The following is a 16,353-nucleotide window of genomic DNA, read 5'->3' on the forward strand; positions in this document are numbered from 1 at the left end:
AAATTAATATTTAAGCCATTTATACAATTCTTTCCAGGTTGGTTTTTTACCATACATTAAAATCCCTATTCGGTAAATTTTGGCAGCGAACCATACTACAAGGAAAAAGGTAGCAAACAATAATGATACCGAAATCGCAATTTGCCACCACGGCACTCCAAACGGAAGTCGCATTAACATGACAATTGGTGACGTTAACGGAATCATCGAAAATACCACAGCAATGGTTCCGTGAGGATCATTTACAACCGTAAAAAAACCAACATAGACACTCAAAATCAATGGCATAATAATCGGCAAAAGAAATTGCTGTGAGTCCGTTTGGTTGTCCACTGCAGCACCGATAGCTGCGTAAAACGAACTGTATAAAAAATACCCTCCAATGAAATAAATTACAAAGCCAATTAGGATACTGGCAATTGGTAAATTCCATAATTCGCGAATATACATTTGAGCTGTTCCTGACATTTCATGCTGGGCAGACTGCATTAATTCCGGTGATATTCTGGCTGTTGGACCAACATTTACTCCAAAAAAAGCCGATGCCGCAAACATTAATCCCAAACCTATAATTGCCCAAATCATAAATTGAAGCAATCCTGCAAGTGAAGTTCCCACAATTTTACCAATCATCAGCTGAAATGGTTTTACCGACGAAATAATAATTTCGATGATTCGGTTGGTTTTTTCTTCGATCACACTTCGCATGACCATATTACCGTAAATGATAATAAACATCATAATCAGATAACCAAAAGCACCTCCTATTCCGATTTTTATCTCATTCAATCCTTTTAAACTCTCTTCTCCGGATGCTTTTACCAAATGAATATTCACATCTGACTGTGCTTTTTGAATGGCCAAAGTGTCCAGTTTTGCCGTTTCAAGATTTATTTTGGTAATTTTTGATGCGATTACATCCTGTGTTTTTTCGATAAAAGAAATACTGGGGCTGTTATTCGAGATAAACTCAATTTTACTTTCTAAATCTGATAAATTACCGGTTTTTGGAATAACAATTAAACCGTCAAAGCTTTCGTTAGTAATACTGTCTTTTAGGGCTTTTGTATCAATTTCAGACAAATTAAGATATTTAAACTCGGCTTCATCCTTATTCTGTTTTAGAAAATCCTGCGCAAACAAACCTGTTTCGTCATGAATGGCAATTCTTTTCGTCTCTGCTTTCATCGAACTCAGATACCCAATGAATCCTGCGATTGCCACAAACAATAACGGACTCAAAAAGGTCATGACAACAAAAGACTTATTGCGCACTTTTGCAATAAACTCTCTTTTTATAATTAATGAAATTATACTCATTTATTTAGATTATAAGATTTTTAGACTTCTTAGATTATTAGTTTTTTTTTTTTAGATCTCCTGATTCATTCTACGAATCCTGAAATCTAAAAATCCAACAATCTATCCCGTTACTGTTTGAATAAAAATATCGTTTATGCTTGGTATTTTTTCTACAAAATGGGTAACCTGTCCGCGTTGCGTTAGCAAATGCAATAGCTCATTTGGCGCTGCGTTTCCAATTTGAATATCCAGTTTCAGATCGTCATTTAAGGATTTAAAACTTGCTGGCGACACGGTGAATTTTTGTGTAACGTCATACATCAGGCCTTCTACATTGTCCGTTAAAATTCCCACTTCAAAACTATTGGTTCGGAATTGACGCTTTACATCACTTACTTTTCCTTCAATAAGCTTATTTGATTTATGAATTAAGGCAATATGATCACAGAGTTCTTCTACACTTTCCATACGGTGTGTCGAGAAAATAATGGTAGCTCCCTGTTCTTTAAGTGCTAAGATTTCATCTTTAATTATATTTGCATTCACAGGATCAAATCCTGAGAAAGGCTCGTCAAAAATCAGCAATTTAGGCTTGTGCAGCACGCAAACTACAAACTGAATTTTTTGCGCCATTCCTTTAGAAAGTTCCTGAATTTTCTTGTTCCACCAGCCCTGAATTCCAAGACGATCGAACCAATATTCCAATTGTAATTTTGCCTCAGCTTTAGAAAGTCCTTTCATTTGCGCCAGATACAAACATTGTTCTCCAACTTTCATTGAAGTATACAATCCTCTTTCTTCGGGAAGATAACCAATATGTTGTATGTGTTTGGGCTGTAATTTTTCTCCATCCAAAATCACTTCACCACCGTCAGGTAAAGTAATTTGATTTATAATTCGGATCAGGGAAGTTTTTCCGGCTCCATTGGGACCAAGTAGTCCATAAATACTACCTTTTGGTACATTTAATGAAACTTCGTTAAGCGCTACATAATCACCGTATTGTTTTACGACTTTATGTACTTCGAGTAAGTTGCTCATGCTATAATTAAGATTTTCTGCGTCAGTTTGACCATTGCGGCATTATGGATGTAAAAGTAAATAAATAGTATCGAAATCTTGTACTATTCACACAAAAAACCCATTCTACGGTTTGCTATAGAATGGGTTTCTTAAATTTATTGTTGATTCCTTTTAGAAAAAGTCCGATTTACGAAAACATATCTTTTACCTTTTCAAAAAATGATTTTTCTGATTTTTCAGGGCTCGGAATAAAGTGATCGTCGTTAAGTGCATTTTCAAAAAATTGTTTTTGCTCTTTGTTCAACGTTTTTGGCGTCCATACATTTACGTGAACTAACAAGTCTCCATTTCCGTAACCATTGATACTTGGAATACCTTTTCCTTTTAATCTTAAGATTTTTCCGGATTGAATTCCTTCTTCTAATTTGATACGAACTTTTCCATTAATCGCTTCGATGTCTTTAGAAACTCCTAAAACGGCTTCCGGAAAACTAATGTATAAATCGTAATGAATGTTTTCACCTTCACGTTTCAGAAACTCGTGTTCTAATTCTTCAATAGCAACAATTAAATCACCAGGAATACTATTTCCCGGGGCATCATTCCCTTTATTGGAAACTTTTAACTGCATACCATCTACCACTCCCGCAGGAATTTTGATTGAAACGGTTTCGTCTTCTAAAATCATTCCCTGAGCATCCGCTTCAGATGGACGTTTATCTAAAATCTGACCAGATCCGCCACAAGTAGGACAAGTTGACGCAGATTGCATTCTTCCTAAAATGGTGTTGGTTACACGCATTACCTGTCCCTGTCCGTTACAAGTCGAACATGTTTTATAGGTAACTCCTTTAGCCTGAACTTTACGTTTTACTTTTACTTTTTTCTCAACACCATTTGCAATCTCTTCTAAAGTCAGTTTAACTTTAATTCGAAGATTGCTTCCTTTAGCACGACGAGGGCCACCGCCTCCGCCTCCGCCGAAACCACCAAATCCACCTCCAAAAATATCACCAAACTGGCTGAAAATGTCATCCATATTCATACCACCATGACCACCGCCAAATCCACCAGAACCATCAAATGCCTGATGTCCGTACTGATCGTATTTCGCTTTTTTGTTAGGATCGCTTAGTACTTCATAAGCTTCTGCCGCTAATTTAAAGTTTTCTTCTGCCTCTTTGTCGCCCGGGTTTTTATCCGGATGATATTTTAATGCACTTTTTCTATAAGCTTTTTTAATTTCAGCAGCGTCAGCATTTTTTGAAATGCCTAGTATTTCGTAAAAATCTTTTTTCATAATTTAGGTTAAATTGCTTCGCCAGTTCGCTAGCGCTTGTGTCCAAATTTAAAATTCCGAATTCCAATACTTTAAAAATTGACTTTCAGAATATGTCATTTGCTTTTCTTAGTTCCCGATAACAACTTTAGGGAAACGAATAATTTTGTCTCCTAATTTGTACCCTTTTTCGATAACATCAACAATTTTCCCTTTTAATTTCTCAGACGGAGCCGGAATTTGGGTAATTGCCTCAGCAAAATCAGCATCAAAAGCATCACCTGCTTTTAATTCAACTTGCTCTAAACCTTTAGAAACTAAAGTATTTTTTAATTTTTCATGAATCAATTCAACTCCTTTTGTCAAAGTTTCATCTTCCGATTTATTGATCTCTACTATAGCTCTGTCAAAATCATCTAAAACTGGCAACATGGCCAATAAAACATCTTGATTTGCAGTTTTAAACAAATCGATACGTTCTTTTGAAGTTCTTTTTTTGTAATTTTCGAATTCAGCAAATAGTCTCAAAAACTTATCTTTTTCTTTTGCCAAGTCTTGAGCCAATTGCTCTTCAACACTTAATTCTTCAACAATTAACTGCTCACCGTTGGCGTTGTTCTCTAACGTTACATCATCTAATTCCTGATCGAATTCTGTATTTTCCGTAGTCATATTACTTTTATTTTTAAAGATATTCTTAAACTTCATTTTTTATTCTTTCTTTTGGATTGCAAAAGTACTGCCAAATCTTTCAAAATGTCAAATTGTCACTTTCTTAAGACTGAGTCATTTAAAAAGCAAAAACAACCTTTTAAAATTTAGTATAATTTTAAGACTATCACGATATAGATTATAGTATATTTGAAATCCAATTGAAAACTAAATTATTACCTATCAAAATTGAATTTAAGGGTTAGCCTCGGCTTTATAAATAATTATTAATTCAAGTTTACCTTATATTAAAAAAAGCTTCGCCTTATGAGACGAAGCTTTTTTTTTATGATTTATAGGTAGTACACGGTTTGTTTACCACGAATTATTTCTAATGCAGCTTTTCAACCAAAATAAATTTACAGAATTTACGAGAGACAAAAAGCACTCCAACTTATCCAACTGACATAAAAGTACTAAGTCAGTAAAGCAATAATCTTTAACAAAGGAAACAAGATTATTATTGCACGGGCGGAGGGATTCGAACCCCCATCAACGGTTTTGGAGACCGCTATTCTACCCTTGAACTACGCCCGTATTTTGAAGTCGCAAATTAAACGCTTTTTTTCTCTTCCGGCAACTATTTCACTGCTTTTAATTCAATAAAAAATCAGCAACGCTACAGCCCTTTACCTAACTTTTTCTTCTGCAACGAATTACAAAAAACATTCTTTGAACAGACTATTTACTATCGGATTTAAAAATAAAGCTGAACGAAACAAAATCATTTCAAACTTATCTTCTTTCTGCCACAAATTCTCGAATTAGCTCTTAACAAGCTTACGTAAAAACAAAAAATCTGCTTAATCTGCCGAATCTGCGTGAAAAAAAACCACACCAGACTTATCTTCTTTCTGCCACAAATTCTCGAATTATTTCTTAACACGCTTACGTAAAAACAAAAAATCTGCCGAATCTGCGTAAAAAAAACCACACCAGACTTATCTTCTTTCTGCCACAAATTCTCGAATTAGTTCTTAACAAGCTTACGTAAAAACAAAAAATCTGCCGAATCTGCCGAATCTGTGTGAAAAAAAAACCACACCAGACTTATCTTCTTTCTGCCACAAATTCTCGAATTAGTTCTTAACACGCTTACGTAAAAACAAAAAATCTGCCGAATCTGCGTGAAAAAAAATCACACCGGACTTATCTTCTTTCTGCCACGAATACTCGAATTATTATTTTTTTAGATTTCGTTTAAGCAAAAAAAATGCGCAAATTCGATTGAATCTGCGCAAAAAATATTGTATTTCAGCATAAAAACCTAAGCCAGCAAAGCATTTTTCAATCCTTCAAAATCTACCGTAATCTGCTCGCCTGTTACCAGATTTTTAAGTGAATACGAATTTGAAGCGATTTCCTGATCTCCCGCAATTACGGCAAAAGGAATCAGTCTTTTATCAGCATACTGAAACTGCTTTCCTACTTTTACGTTATCCGGATAAAGCTCTACTTTGATATTTTCCTGACGTAATTTCTGAATGGCCTGTGATGCATACAAAGCCTCTGTATCTCCGTAATTAATAAACAATGCTTTTGAAGTCGCCGAAACAGTTTCAGGAAACAACTGCAGTTCTTCTAAAACCAAATAAATACGATCTAGTCCGAAAGAAATCCCAACACCACTCATGTTTTTCAAACCAAAAATACCCGTCAAATCGTCGTATCTTCCACCACCTCCGATAGAACCCATCGAAACTGATTTTGGGGCCGCTACTTCGAAAATGGCTCCGGTATAATAGTTTAATCCACGAGCAAGAGTCACATCTAAATCTAAAGTAGCTGTCGACAATCCTAAAGTTGCCACATTGTCACAAATAAATTTAAGCTCCTCCACACCTTTCATTCCTTCTTCTGACGCTGTTAATAAATCGGAAAGCTGATTGATTTTATCTGCAAAAGTTCCGGTAAAACTAAAAAGAGGCTGCACTTTTACCAATGCTTCTTCAGAAATACCATTCTCGATCATTTCTTTTTTCACACCATCTTCACCGATTTTATCCAGTTTATCAAGAGCGACCGTAAAATCAATTAATTTATCAGAAGCACCAATCACCTCAGCAATTCCGGATAAAATTTTTCTGTTGTTGATTTTAATGGTTACCCCTTCTAAACCTAATGCAGTAAAAACGGTATCGTATAATTGCACCAGTTCTACTTCCTGCCACAACGATTTTGAACCAACCACATCGGCATCACACTGGAAAAACTCTCTAAAACGCCCTTTTTGCGGACGATCAGCTCTCCAAACTGGTTGAATCTGATACCTTTTAAACGGAAACTCAATTTCATTCTGGTGCTGCACCACATATCTTGCAAATGGAACTGTTAAATCATAACGCAATGCTTTTTCAGAAATTTGTTTTGTAAACGAATTTAGTTCAACTCTTTCTGCAATAGTAATTTTATCAGCAGAAACAGCCTGAAGCTGCTCGATAGATTTTGGCAGTTCAATTTTGCTTTTATTGTAGAAAAAATTTCCTGAATTTAATATTTTAAAAATCAAACGATCTCCTTCTTCCCCATACTTCCCCATCAAAGTATCTGAATTTTCAAATGAAGGGGTTTCAATCGGCTGAAAGCCAAATTTCTCAAAATTATGTTTGATAACCTGAATAATATATTGACGTTTTGACACCTCCGCTGGTGAAAAATCTCTTGTTCCTTGTGGTATGCTTGGTTTTGAAGCCATTTTTTTTTAGATTATTAGATTTTTGGATCTTTAGATTATTAGATTTTTTTTGAATCTTAAAATTTAAAAATCTTCGTATGAATTACTGTATTTTCAGAACTTCTTATTCTCAGATTCTGAACGACTGCAAATATCTTATTTTTTAAAATAAATTTTCAGTAAAAATCCATCAAAGATTAAAAATAGCTAATGTAGTATTGAAATATATGTTTCGACCTCAGCATTATTTCCATCATAATACTTTTCCCCATGAATAGTAAAGTCTGACTTGTAAGCCCTATTCAAACTTTTATCCTGCCATATTTCAAGCCACGTATTAAAAACAGCTTCGGGCATTTTACCTTTTGAAAGGTATTTTTGGTAAACATCGGTTTCAACTGTTATGCCCACAAAACCCTTGGGAACATTTTCTAATGTACTTACGCGGGAGCCTATAATTAGCGTATACGCCCCATTAAAATCTGTTTCGTAATCCCTGTAAACAGCATAAATATCATTACTGATTTTATTTGGTATTTGTTTTTGAATTTCCTCACCCCAAAATCTTGTCCATAACGCTTCTATGTCTACGGCAGACTTTCCTTTTTCATTTATAGTTCTAGTTGCTATGCCAATTACGTAAAATTTCTGAATAGTCGGATTGTCCATCGTTTTTGATTGTTTTTGTGATTGAGCTGTGAAGGATAAAAGTGTAACTGCAAGTAACATTACACTACGAATTTTAATTGTTATCATTTTTTTTTATTTTGATTCACAGCAAAATTAAAAGACACCTGCGACAACGTTATGGCAAGGGTGGAAGACATTTTTTCCTGGTGCGATCAAAATATTCTTCAAAAGTAATTTTATGCGGCTCAAATACTTCATCCTCCACCGTCAAACCTGCAATACGGTCTAAACGAAAAGCTCTGTAATCCTTCCTTAATCTGCAAAATGCAATTAACAACCAATTCTCCTCAAAAGTATACATAGCGAAGGGCTCTATTGTACGATTGGTTGTTTGATTATTATCCGGTGAAAAATAGTTGATACGAACAAGATTAAAGTTTGTCAATGCCAATTGAAGAGCAGACAAATTATTACTTGTCCGGTCATTGTTATTATTCTGCCCAGAAACAATACGATTTGAAAGCAGATTGGCTTTGTCTTTTGTATTGTTTCGAAGTACCGATTTTATCTTGCTAATGGCTGCTGTGTATTCTTTTACAAACGAAGCATCTTTATTTTTCAGAACTAACTGCTCAGCAGTAATCAAAGCGTTGGCTTCGCTTTCGGAGAACATTACGGGCGGAATCCTATAACCATCCATTAACGTATAGCCTTTTCCCTCTTCTGTCAAAATAGGAACTCCTGCTTGTTCCAAAGCTTTGATATCTCTATAAATTGTTCTTTTACTAATTAAAAATTTTTCAGCCAATTCACTGGCCGTCAAAAGTCTTTTAGTCTGTAATATTATCAGGATTGCTGTAAGACGTGAAAGCCTCTTCAGATCACTATCATTCATATGGATTAAGCTGTTGATTTTTTATTACTTGTTTTTTTATTTTAAAAAGTTAAAACATCCCGGTATCTGAAAATTTCAATAATAACGAAAAAAGGATTCTTTAATCTAGTGTATCTAAATAACCCCGAAGCAAGAAATACTATCTTCATCATAAAGAAAGGTCACAAACCTTCAGAATTCCATTTTAACAAATAAAGATAAGACATTGCGATCAAACCAAAACTATTAACTAAAGACAATGACTTTTAATGTATTGGAGTAATACTACTTTCCCTTAAAAACTTTAAAATAAATAATACCACTTCGAAAACAAACTTGTAACAAAAAACGTATTTTCGTGACAAATAGATCATGATGCTAAAATTATTTAAAGAAAATATCCGAATTGCTTTTGGTTCTATCAAAACTCAATTGCTACGTACGATTCTTACTGTTTTAATTATTGCTATCGGAATTACCGCTTTGGTGGGAATCCTGACGGTCGTTACGGCACTTGAAAATACGGTTTCGACCAATTTTGCATCAATGGGTGCCAACACCTTTAACATCAATCAATACGAAAACAACCTTAAAAACAGAGGAGGAAACGAACGCGAAATCGTCAATCCGATTATTTCGTACCCAGAGGCGGTAGCCTTCAAAAACAAATACAAATATCCTTTTACCGAAACCTCTCTATCATTTACCGCTACCTCAAAAGCGGAAGTAAAATATTTAGACCAAAAAACCGATCCGGAAATTACGATTGTTGGTGTCGACGAACATTTTATCTCTAATTCAGGTCTGGAAACTACTTTAGGCCGTTCTTTCAACCAATTCGACATTGAAAACAATACTTACTCGTGTGTTGTCGGTTCTGATTTTGAAAAAGGCCTACTAAAAGACGTTAACCCAATTGATAAAATTATCTCTATTCGTGGAGCCCGATTTAAAGTAATCGGTGTTTTAAAAGAAAAAGGCTCAACCTTCGGAAACAGTCAGGATTTACGTGTTTTAGTTCCAATTCAGGTCGCGCGATCTTTGTTTACTACCCCAAAAATCAATTACACCATTAGTGTGATGGTTTCAAAAAAAGAACTTTTGGACGAAGCTGTAGACAATGCTACAAGTACGATGCGCAGGGTTCGTAAATTAAGCCCTGTTCGCGACAACAATTTCGGAATTGGAAGAAGTGACGATTTAATTAACCGAATTCTGGGAATCACCAAATATCTGGGATGGGCCTCCTGGATTATTAGTATCATTACGATCCTGGGGTCATCCATTGCTTTAATGAACATTATGATTGTTTCGGTTACAGAACGAACCCGTGAAATTGGCGTACGAAAAGCCCTGGGAGCTACCAAAGTAACGATTTCAGTACAGTTTTTTATCGAAACCTTATTAATTGGTCAAATAGGCGGTTTGGTTGGAATTGTATTGGGAATTCTTGTCGGATTTGCCTTTGCAGCCGCAATGAACTTTGCTTTTGTAATTCCGTGGGTGGCTATCTTTGCTGCTTTTGCTACCAGTTTTATGGTTGCTATAGTTTCAGGTTTATATCCGGCTATAAAAGCATCACAACTGGATCCGATTGAGGCATTACGATATGAATAATTTCTAGTTTTCAGTCTCAGTTTATAGTCTCAGTTTACAGTCTCAGTTTACAGTCTCAGTTTACAGTCTCAGTTTATAGTCTCAGTTTATAGTCTCAGTTTATAGTCTCAGTTTACAGTCTCAGTTTGCAATTAGTTATGACTGAAAACTGAGACTATAAACTGAGACTAAAAACCGAGACTGCGACAGCAAACTCAAACAGCTCCCTTAATCATACGATCATTATCGTAAATATCTTTTTTCAGTTCAATATTTTTGAAATTCATCTTTTCTAATAAATCAATCATCTCTTTCCCCAGATACTGATTGATTTCGAAATACAATTGTCCGTTTTGTAAAAGATTTTCCCTGGCCAGTTCGGCAATTTTTTTGTAAAAAATCAAAGCATCGTTATCGTCTACAAAAAGAGCAAGATGCGGCTCATAGTCCAATACATTTTTTTTAATCTCTTCTTTTTCTAAATTCCGCACATAAGGCGGATTTGAAACAATGACATCAAAGTTGTACTTCAATTCTTCTGTCTCTAAAATATCCTGAAGCATAAAAGTAACTTCAACTTTATTCCGGACTGCATTTCTTTTAGCTGTTGCTATTGCTTTTTTAGAAACGTCAATGGCATACACTTCTGCATCAGGAAGGTTTTTTGCCAAAGAAATTGCAATGCAGCCACTGCCGGTTCCAATATCAAGAATCTTGATTTTTTTTGATTTAGTCCCTCCTGAATTATCATTTATAATCCATTCTACCAGTTCTTCTGTTTCGGGACGGGGAATCAGAACATTTTCATTGACTTCGAAATCTAAACCGTAAAAATGAGTTTTACCTAATAAATACTGAATTGGAATTTCTTTTTTTAATTGCAGCACTAAAAAATCCCAAATCAGAAAATCACCTTCTGAAAAAGCCAATTCATGATTCAATGCCAAATCAATTTGTCGCAATTGATGCTTATCTTCAAGAATTAAATAAAAAAAACTCTCCGCTTCATACGCGTCGTAAAAAGGCGATAAATCTTTAATGAACTGAGTCCGATATTGTTTGATTTTCATTTTGGGTATTTGAGCATTATTTTTCAGTCAAGGGCAACTGTATTACAAGATAAGTATTGTAACGCAAATTTACTACACTATTTTCTTATAATTTTTTCAACATCCAAACGGGGCAGGAACCGTGACCTGTATTACCCATAGGAGCTTCTAAATATTCAAAACCTGATTTTACATATAATTTTTGCGCGGCATGCATGAAAGGCATTGTCTCTATATAACATTTTTCAAAACCAAAAATTTTCGCCTGCTCCAGACACTTCTCCATCATCTCACTTCCAATTCCTAAGCCCCTGCTTTTTGGCAAGAAGTACATTTTCTGCAACTCACAAATCTCCGGAGAACCATTTTCTAAAGGGGCAACGCCACAGCAGCCTATAATTTCACCTTCCTTTTCAACCACATAATAAACTGATTTCGGCTTATTGTATTCTTCAAACATTAAATCTAAATACGGATCTTCATAAGCAGTCCCTACTTTAGGGATTTCCATTTCATCAAAAACGGATCGTATTAAATATGCAACTGCCTGATTGTCTTCTTTCTTAATAGTTCTAATAGTCCAATTTTCCATATTTTATCACTCCTTTAATGTCATTACAAAAGTAAAAATACTTTTTCGATAGTTGCTTAACTACCCCAAAACTATCGGGACTAATCTCAAAATTAACTACTTTTGTATGGTGAATATACATGAAAAATACATACAACGCTGCATAGAACTGGCTCAAAACGGTTTTGGGACTACTTATCCGAACCCAATGGTTGGAAGCGTAATTGTTTACGACAATCAAATCATCGGAGAAGGTTGGCATAAAAAAGCGGGAGAACCACACGCAGAGGTGAATGCCGTACGTTCTGTAAAAGACAAATCGCTGTTAAGCAAAGCGACGATATACGTTAGTTTAGAACCTTGCAGCCATTTTGGGAAGACCCCCCCATGCTGTGACTTAATTATAGAGCATAAGATCCCACATGTGGTTGTTGGAACTGTTGACCCCAATGAAAAAGTAGCAGGAAACGGTATTAAAAAACTAATCGCAGCCGGAGCAAATGTTACGGTTGGAGTTTTAGAAAAAAAATGCTACGAACTTAACAAACGTTTTTTTACTTTTCACCAAAAGCAGAGACCGTATATACTATTAAAATGGGCAGAAAGTCAGGATGGCTTTCTATCTCCTGAAAAACAAAAAAATACAGAGAGAAAACCAATTTGGATTACCAATTCCTATTCCAGACAATTGGTTCACAAATGGAGAAGTGAAGAACAGGCAATTTTAGCGGGAACTCAAACCATTATAGATGACAACCCGAAATTAAATACGAGAGATTGGTCAGGAAACCATCCGGTGAGGGTTATTTTAGATCAAAATAACCGCATTTCGAAAGACAGTTTTGTTTTTGACGATAGCGTAAAAACCATCGTATTTACAAAATCCGAAACCAGCCTTTCAACAGAAAACACTACCTTTACAGTAATCGATTTTGATCATAGCATTGTACCTCAGATCGTAGCTACTTTGTATCAAAATCAGATTCAGTCTGTTATTATCGAAGGAGGCGCTCAGACTTTACAATCCTTTATAGACCAGAATATTTGGGACGAAGCCCGCATTTTCATCGGAAAAACCTCTTTCAAAAACGGAACTAAAGCACCACTTATTCCAAAAGAAAACGGGACAAAAACCAATATTCTTGACGACGAATTATTAAACATTAGAAATCATGATTGATACTATAATTTTTGACTTTGGAGATATTTTCATCAATCTGGACAAACAGGCAACTATTTCAGGATTACAGAAATTAGGACTAAAAGAATGGAATGCAGAATTAGATCAATTGAATCTTCTGTTTGAAACCGGAGACATTTCACCTGAGGATTTTTTGACAGGCTTTAAAAAACAACTTCCAAACGCCACTACCGAACAAATTCTGGAAGCATGGAACGCCATTTTAGCAGACTTCCCTCTATACCGACTGGAATTTTTACAACTGCTGTCTCAAAAATACCGCTTGTTTCTATTGAGTAATACCGACTCTATACACATTGAAACTTTCGAGAACAAAACCGGCATTTCATTTTACAGTGATTTTTATCAATGCTTTGAAAAAGTTTATTTTTCATTTGAAATTGGCATGCGAAAACCAAATGCTGAAGTTTTTCAATATCTCATCAACAAACACGAACTATCCCCAAAAAGAACTTTGTTTGTAGACGATAAAAAAGAAAATACAGATTCGGCAGCAGCACTAGGATTTCATGTCTGGAATTTACAAGTTGGACAGGAAGATGTTGTTGACTTATTTGATAAAAAAATATTGTAACTATTAAGAATATTTTTCGTCACAGATTTTTTTTCAAGCAGATTTAAAAAAACTCGAGCAGATTCAATTTTAATTATAATCTGCGAGCATCAGCTTAAATCTTTTTAAATCTGCGTGAAAATTTTGTGCTAATTCGCGCAATTCGTGGCTAAAAAACATTAACTATAATTTAGAAATTTACTTTTGGAATTTAACGATACGTACCAGACCATTTCTTTTGAATCTGAAGAAGTGCTTTTAAAAGAAAAAAGCAGCAAGTTCTTCGGCTATGCCTATCCAATCGAAAGTGAAGACGAGGTAAAACCTATTATTGAGAACTTAAAAAAGCAGCATCCACATGCTGTACACTATTGTTATGCTTACCAATTAGGAACCGCTCCCAAAATCTCCTACCGCGCCAATGACGACGGAGAACCCAGTAATACTGCAGGCGCACCAATTTACGGACAGATACAATCTTTTGGAGTAACTAACGTTTTAGTAGTAGTGGTTCGGATTTACGGAGGAATTAAATTAGGCGTTGGCGGTCTGATCACTGCCTACAAAACAACGGCACAAATGGCACTGGAAGCCTGCGAGATTATAGAAAAGACAATAGACGTTCACTTTTTAATCTCCTTTGATTACAAAAATATGAATCGGGTAATGCGGGTTATAAAAGAAAAAAAACTGGAAATTACGGCTCAGGAAATGGAGATTAATGAAGACTCGGGACTCCCTATTGGCAAAATAACAACCAAAACACGAAAAAAAAATGCCGAAACAATATTCGACATTTTTGATTTAATGTTTGAAATCGATATTAAAATTATATAATTTGACATTAAAAGGGGACACATTATAACAATTATACCAGCGTTTTAAATAATTCTAAAATATAATCTGGAGGCGCTGTAGGACGACCCGTTTTTAACGAAATAAATACCAAAATAAACACAGCAGTTGTTAATAACTCATCTGCTTCATTATAGATTGCGCAATCAAATTCAATCTTAACAGATGATTGACTTTTGAAAGCTGTATGAATAGTAAGAAGCTCATCGTAACGTGCCGATTTTTTATAATTTATCTGCATCGAAACAATTGGCAATCCAATACCGCTTTCTTCCATGCTTTTATATGAAATCCCTTTATTTCTAAGCCATTCCACGCGTCCAATCTCAAAATAGGGCACATAATTTCCGTGATAAACAACGCCCATTTGATCGGTTTCAGAGTAACGGACACGCACTTGCGTTTGATGATTTTTCATTATTTTCAGATTAAAAAAAATTAAGTTTAAAAAGTTTACTTACAACTTTTTTTTATAAAATTAGAGTTCAAAATATTTTTTTTTACAGAAATTTGTTCACATATTTGTTATCCCGAAATACGGAATAAAACTGCTCCTTTTTTATTAGGAGAATCTTTATCAATAATAAGAAAATTTATTTGAATCTATGACTAAAACTGCTCAATCGGTATGGGAAAACTGTTTGTCTTTTATAAAGGACAATATTCAAGATCAAGCATACAAAACTTGGTTTGAGCCAATCAAGTCAGTTGAACTAACCGATAACGCGTTATACATTCAAGTACCAAGTAAATTTTTCTACGAATGGCTCGAAGAGCATTACGTAAAATTATTGAAAGTTGCACTTACCAAAGAACTGGGAAAAAACGCAAAGTTACTCTATAAAATTAAAATGGAGAACACTTATGGAAATAAACAGCCGTTTACCGAGCAGCTGCCAAGTTCCAACAGAGTTCCAATGAAACCTCAAGAGGTTGATGCTCCGTTTAAAAACCTAAATCCTGAACTTAAGAATCCGTTTGTAATTCCGGGAATCCGAAATTTAAAAATTGAATCTCAGTTAAATCCAAATTACAGTTTTGATAATTTCCTTGAAGGAGATTCAAACCGTTTAGCCCGTTCTGCAGGTATGGCAGTTGCCAACAAACCTGGAGGAACCTCCTTTAATCCGTTATTGATCTTTGGAGGAGTAGGATTAGGAAAAACACACTTGGCACATGCTATAGGTGTAGAAGTGAAAGACAAATACCCTGAAAAAACGGTTTTATACATTTCTGCCGAAATTTTCACGCAGCAATATATTGATTCTGTTAAAAAGAACAATCGTAATGATTTTATTCATTTTTATCAGTTAATCGATGTTTTAATTATTGACGACGTTCAGTTTTTATCCGGAAAATCAGGAACTCAGGATGTATTCTTCCATATTTTCAATTATTTACATCAAAACGGAAAACAGGTAATCCTTACTTCTGACAAGGCACCTGTTGACATGCAGGATATCGAGCAGCGTTTATTATCCCGTTTCAAATGGGGTCTTTCTGCCGAGCTGCACCAACCAGATTACGAGACTCGTATTTCTATCTTAAAAAACATACTATATCGTGATGGTGTTGAAATGCCGGAAGATATTATTGAATATGTGGCACGTAACATCAAGAGTAACGTTAGAGAATTAGAGGGAGCTATTATTTCCTTAATTGCTCAGTCTTCGTTCAATAAAAAAGAAGTTACTATTGAGTTAGCCAAAAGTGTTGTAGAGAAATTTGTTAAAAATGTAAAGAGAGAAATCTCTATCGATTATATTCAAAAAATTGTGTCTGATTATTTCCAGTTGGATGTTGAAACACTTCAATCTAAAACCCGAAAGAGGCACGTGGTACAGGCGAGACAATTGGCCATGTTTTTTGCAAAGAAATTTACAAAAGCTTCTTTGGCAAACATTGGCTCACAAATTGGAGATCGCGACCACGCTACCGTATTACACGCTTGCAAAACAGTTGACAATTTAGTTTCTACAGACAAACAATTCAAAAAATTTGTCGAAGACATCAACAAAAAACTAACGCTATAAAC

15 protein-coding genes and 1 tRNA gene are annotated in these 16,353 nt (G+C 35.0%); 5 read left to right on the forward strand and 11 right to left on the reverse strand.

Annotated elements, in window-relative coordinates:
- Positions 1–3: 3 nt before the first annotated feature.
- From LNQ34_RS03050 to LNQ34_RS03085, 8 genes are all read right to left on the reverse strand, one after another.
- Complete coding sequence (locus LNQ34_RS03050) at positions 4–1,320, reverse strand: ABC transporter permease (protein ID WP_229998629.1); 1,317 nt, start codon at positions 1,318–1,320, stop codon at positions 4–6.
- Between the two features lie 102 nt (positions 1,321–1,422).
- Positions 1,423–2,343: an ABC transporter ATP-binding protein gene (locus LNQ34_RS03055; protein WP_202701068.1), complete on the reverse strand. Its 921-nt coding sequence runs from the start codon at positions 2,341–2,343 to the stop codon at positions 1,423–1,425.
- Between the two features lie 169 nt (positions 2,344–2,512).
- Positions 2,513–3,625: a molecular chaperone DnaJ gene (dnaJ, locus tag LNQ34_RS03060; protein ID WP_229998630.1), complete on the reverse strand. Its 1,113-nt coding sequence runs from the start codon at positions 3,623–3,625 to the stop codon at positions 2,513–2,515.
- Positions 3,626–3,733: 108 nt separating this feature from the next.
- Complete coding sequence (locus LNQ34_RS03065; RefSeq protein ID WP_017495096.1) at positions 3,734–4,312, reverse strand: nucleotide exchange factor GrpE; 579 nt, start codon at positions 4,310–4,312, stop codon at positions 3,734–3,736.
- Between the two features lie 469 nt (positions 4,313–4,781).
- Positions 4,782–4,852: transfer RNA gene (locus tag LNQ34_RS03070), tRNA-Trp, on the reverse strand.
- 730 nt (positions 4,853–5,582) lie between these two features.
- Complete coding sequence (hisS, locus tag LNQ34_RS03075) at positions 5,583–7,010, reverse strand: histidine--tRNA ligase (protein ID WP_229998631.1); 1,428 nt, start codon at positions 7,008–7,010, stop codon at positions 5,583–5,585.
- Between the two features lie 186 nt (positions 7,011–7,196).
- A complete protein-coding gene (locus tag LNQ34_RS03080; protein WP_229998632.1) occupies positions 7,197–7,745 on the reverse strand; it encodes a GyrI-like domain-containing protein in 549 nt (182 codons plus the stop codon).
- Between the two features lie 49 nt (positions 7,746–7,794).
- Positions 7,795–8,514: a helix-turn-helix transcriptional regulator gene (locus LNQ34_RS03085; protein ID WP_202701060.1), complete on the reverse strand. Its 720-nt coding sequence runs from the start codon at positions 8,512–8,514 to the stop codon at positions 7,795–7,797.
- A 351-nt stretch (positions 8,515–8,865) separates the two neighbouring features.
- Here LNQ34_RS03085 and LNQ34_RS03090 point away from each other — a divergent pair, with 351 nt between their 5' ends.
- Positions 8,866–10,110 (forward strand): ABC transporter permease, encoded by a 1,245-nt coding sequence (locus tag LNQ34_RS03090; RefSeq protein ID WP_202701058.1) that lies wholly within the window; start codon positions 8,866–8,868, stop codon positions 10,108–10,110.
- Positions 10,111–10,304: 194 nt separating this feature from the next.
- On the opposite strand, the gene prmC is transcribed toward LNQ34_RS03090, so the two are convergent.
- Together prmC and LNQ34_RS03100 are read right to left on the reverse strand one after the other, a co-directional pair.
- Entirely contained in the window at positions 10,305–11,159 is an 855-nt protein-coding gene (gene prmC, locus LNQ34_RS03095) for a peptide chain release factor N(5)-glutamine methyltransferase (RefSeq protein WP_229998633.1), read from the reverse strand.
- Between the two features lie 85 nt (positions 11,160–11,244).
- Positions 11,245–11,730 carry a GNAT family N-acetyltransferase gene (locus LNQ34_RS03100; protein WP_202701053.1) on the reverse strand — a complete coding sequence of 162 codons (486 nt, stop codon included), beginning with the start codon at positions 11,728–11,730 and terminating at the stop codon, positions 11,245–11,247.
- A gap of 109 nt (positions 11,731–11,839) precedes the next feature.
- On the opposite strand from LNQ34_RS03100, the gene ribD reads away from it, so the two are divergent.
- The 3 genes from ribD (at position 11,840) to LNQ34_RS03115 (ending at position 14,300) form a co-directional block, all read left to right on the forward strand.
- Positions 11,840–12,889: a bifunctional diaminohydroxyphosphoribosylaminopyrimidine deaminase/5-amino-6-(5-phosphoribosylamino)uracil reductase RibD gene (gene ribD / locus LNQ34_RS03105; RefSeq protein WP_230000571.1), complete on the forward strand. Its 1,050-nt coding sequence runs from the start codon at positions 11,840–11,842 to the stop codon at positions 12,887–12,889.
- Complete coding sequence (locus LNQ34_RS03110; protein WP_229998634.1) at positions 12,882–13,484, forward strand: HAD family hydrolase; 603 nt, start codon at positions 12,882–12,884, stop codon at positions 13,482–13,484. Before ribD ends, LNQ34_RS03110 begins: the two co-directional genes overlap by 8 nt.
- A gap of 183 nt (positions 13,485–13,667) precedes the next feature.
- Positions 13,668–14,300 carry an IMPACT family protein gene (locus LNQ34_RS03115; protein WP_202701051.1) on the forward strand — a complete coding sequence of 211 codons (633 nt, stop codon included), beginning with the start codon at positions 13,668–13,670 and terminating at the stop codon, positions 14,298–14,300.
- 31 nt (positions 14,301–14,331) lie between these two features.
- Here LNQ34_RS03115 and LNQ34_RS03120 read toward each other — a convergent pair whose 3' ends face one another.
- The gene (locus tag LNQ34_RS03120; RefSeq protein ID WP_070907522.1) at positions 14,332–14,736 is read right to left on the reverse strand and encodes an acyl-CoA thioesterase; all 405 of its coding nucleotides are present in this window, start codon (positions 14,734–14,736) and stop codon (positions 14,332–14,334) included.
- Positions 14,737–14,923: 187 nt separating this feature from the next.
- On the opposite strand from LNQ34_RS03120, the gene dnaA reads away from it, so the two are divergent.
- Positions 14,924–16,351: a chromosomal replication initiator protein DnaA gene (gene dnaA, locus LNQ34_RS03125; RefSeq protein WP_017498620.1), complete on the forward strand. Its 1,428-nt coding sequence runs from the start codon at positions 14,924–14,926 to the stop codon at positions 16,349–16,351.
- The last annotated feature ends 2 nt before the right edge of the window (positions 16,352–16,353 follow it).

It is taken from the genome of Flavobacterium lipolyticum, assembly GCF_020905335.1.
Classification (GTDB): Bacteria; Bacteroidota; Bacteroidia; order Flavobacteriales; family Flavobacteriaceae; genus Flavobacterium; species Flavobacterium lipolyticum.

Coding starts and splice junctions, on each gene's coding strand:
- LNQ34_RS03050 (WP_229998629.1), bottom strand. CDS start 1,320: ATGAGTATAATTTCATTAATTATAAAAAGAGAGTTTATTGCAAAAGTG.
- LNQ34_RS03055 (WP_202701068.1), bottom strand. CDS start 2,343: ATGAGCAACTTACTCGAAGTACATAAAGTCGTAAAACAATACGGTGAT.
- dnaJ (WP_229998630.1), bottom strand. CDS start 3,625: ATGAAAAAAGATTTTTACGAAATACTAGGCATTTCAAAAAATGCTGAC.
- LNQ34_RS03065 (WP_017495096.1), bottom strand. CDS start 4,312: ATGAAGTTTAAGAATATCTTTAAAAATAAAAGTAATATGACTACGGAA.
- hisS (WP_229998631.1), bottom strand. CDS start 7,010: ATGGCTTCAAAACCAAGCATACCACAAGGAACAAGAGATTTTTCACCA.
- LNQ34_RS03080 (WP_229998632.1), bottom strand. CDS start 7,745: ATGATAACAATTAAAATTCGTAGTGTAATGTTACTTGCAGTTACACTT.
- LNQ34_RS03085 (WP_202701060.1), bottom strand. CDS start 8,514: ATGAATGATAGTGATCTGAAGAGGCTTTCACGTCTTACAGCAATCCTG.
- LNQ34_RS03090 (WP_202701058.1), top strand. CDS start 8,866: ATGATGCTAAAATTATTTAAAGAAAATATCCGAATTGCTTTTGGTTCT.
- prmC (WP_229998633.1), bottom strand. CDS start 11,159: ATGAAAATCAAACAATATCGGACTCAGTTCATTAAAGATTTATCGCCT.
- LNQ34_RS03100 (WP_202701053.1), bottom strand. CDS start 11,730: ATGGAAAATTGGACTATTAGAACTATTAAGAAAGAAGACAATCAGGCA.
- LNQ34_RS03110 (WP_229998634.1), top strand. CDS start 12,882: ATGATTGATACTATAATTTTTGACTTTGGAGATATTTTCATCAATCTG.
- LNQ34_RS03120 (WP_070907522.1), bottom strand. CDS start 14,736: ATGAAAAATCATCAAACGCAAGTGCGTGTCCGTTACTCTGAAACCGAT.
- dnaA (WP_017498620.1), top strand. CDS start 14,924: ATGACTAAAACTGCTCAATCGGTATGGGAAAACTGTTTGTCTTTTATA.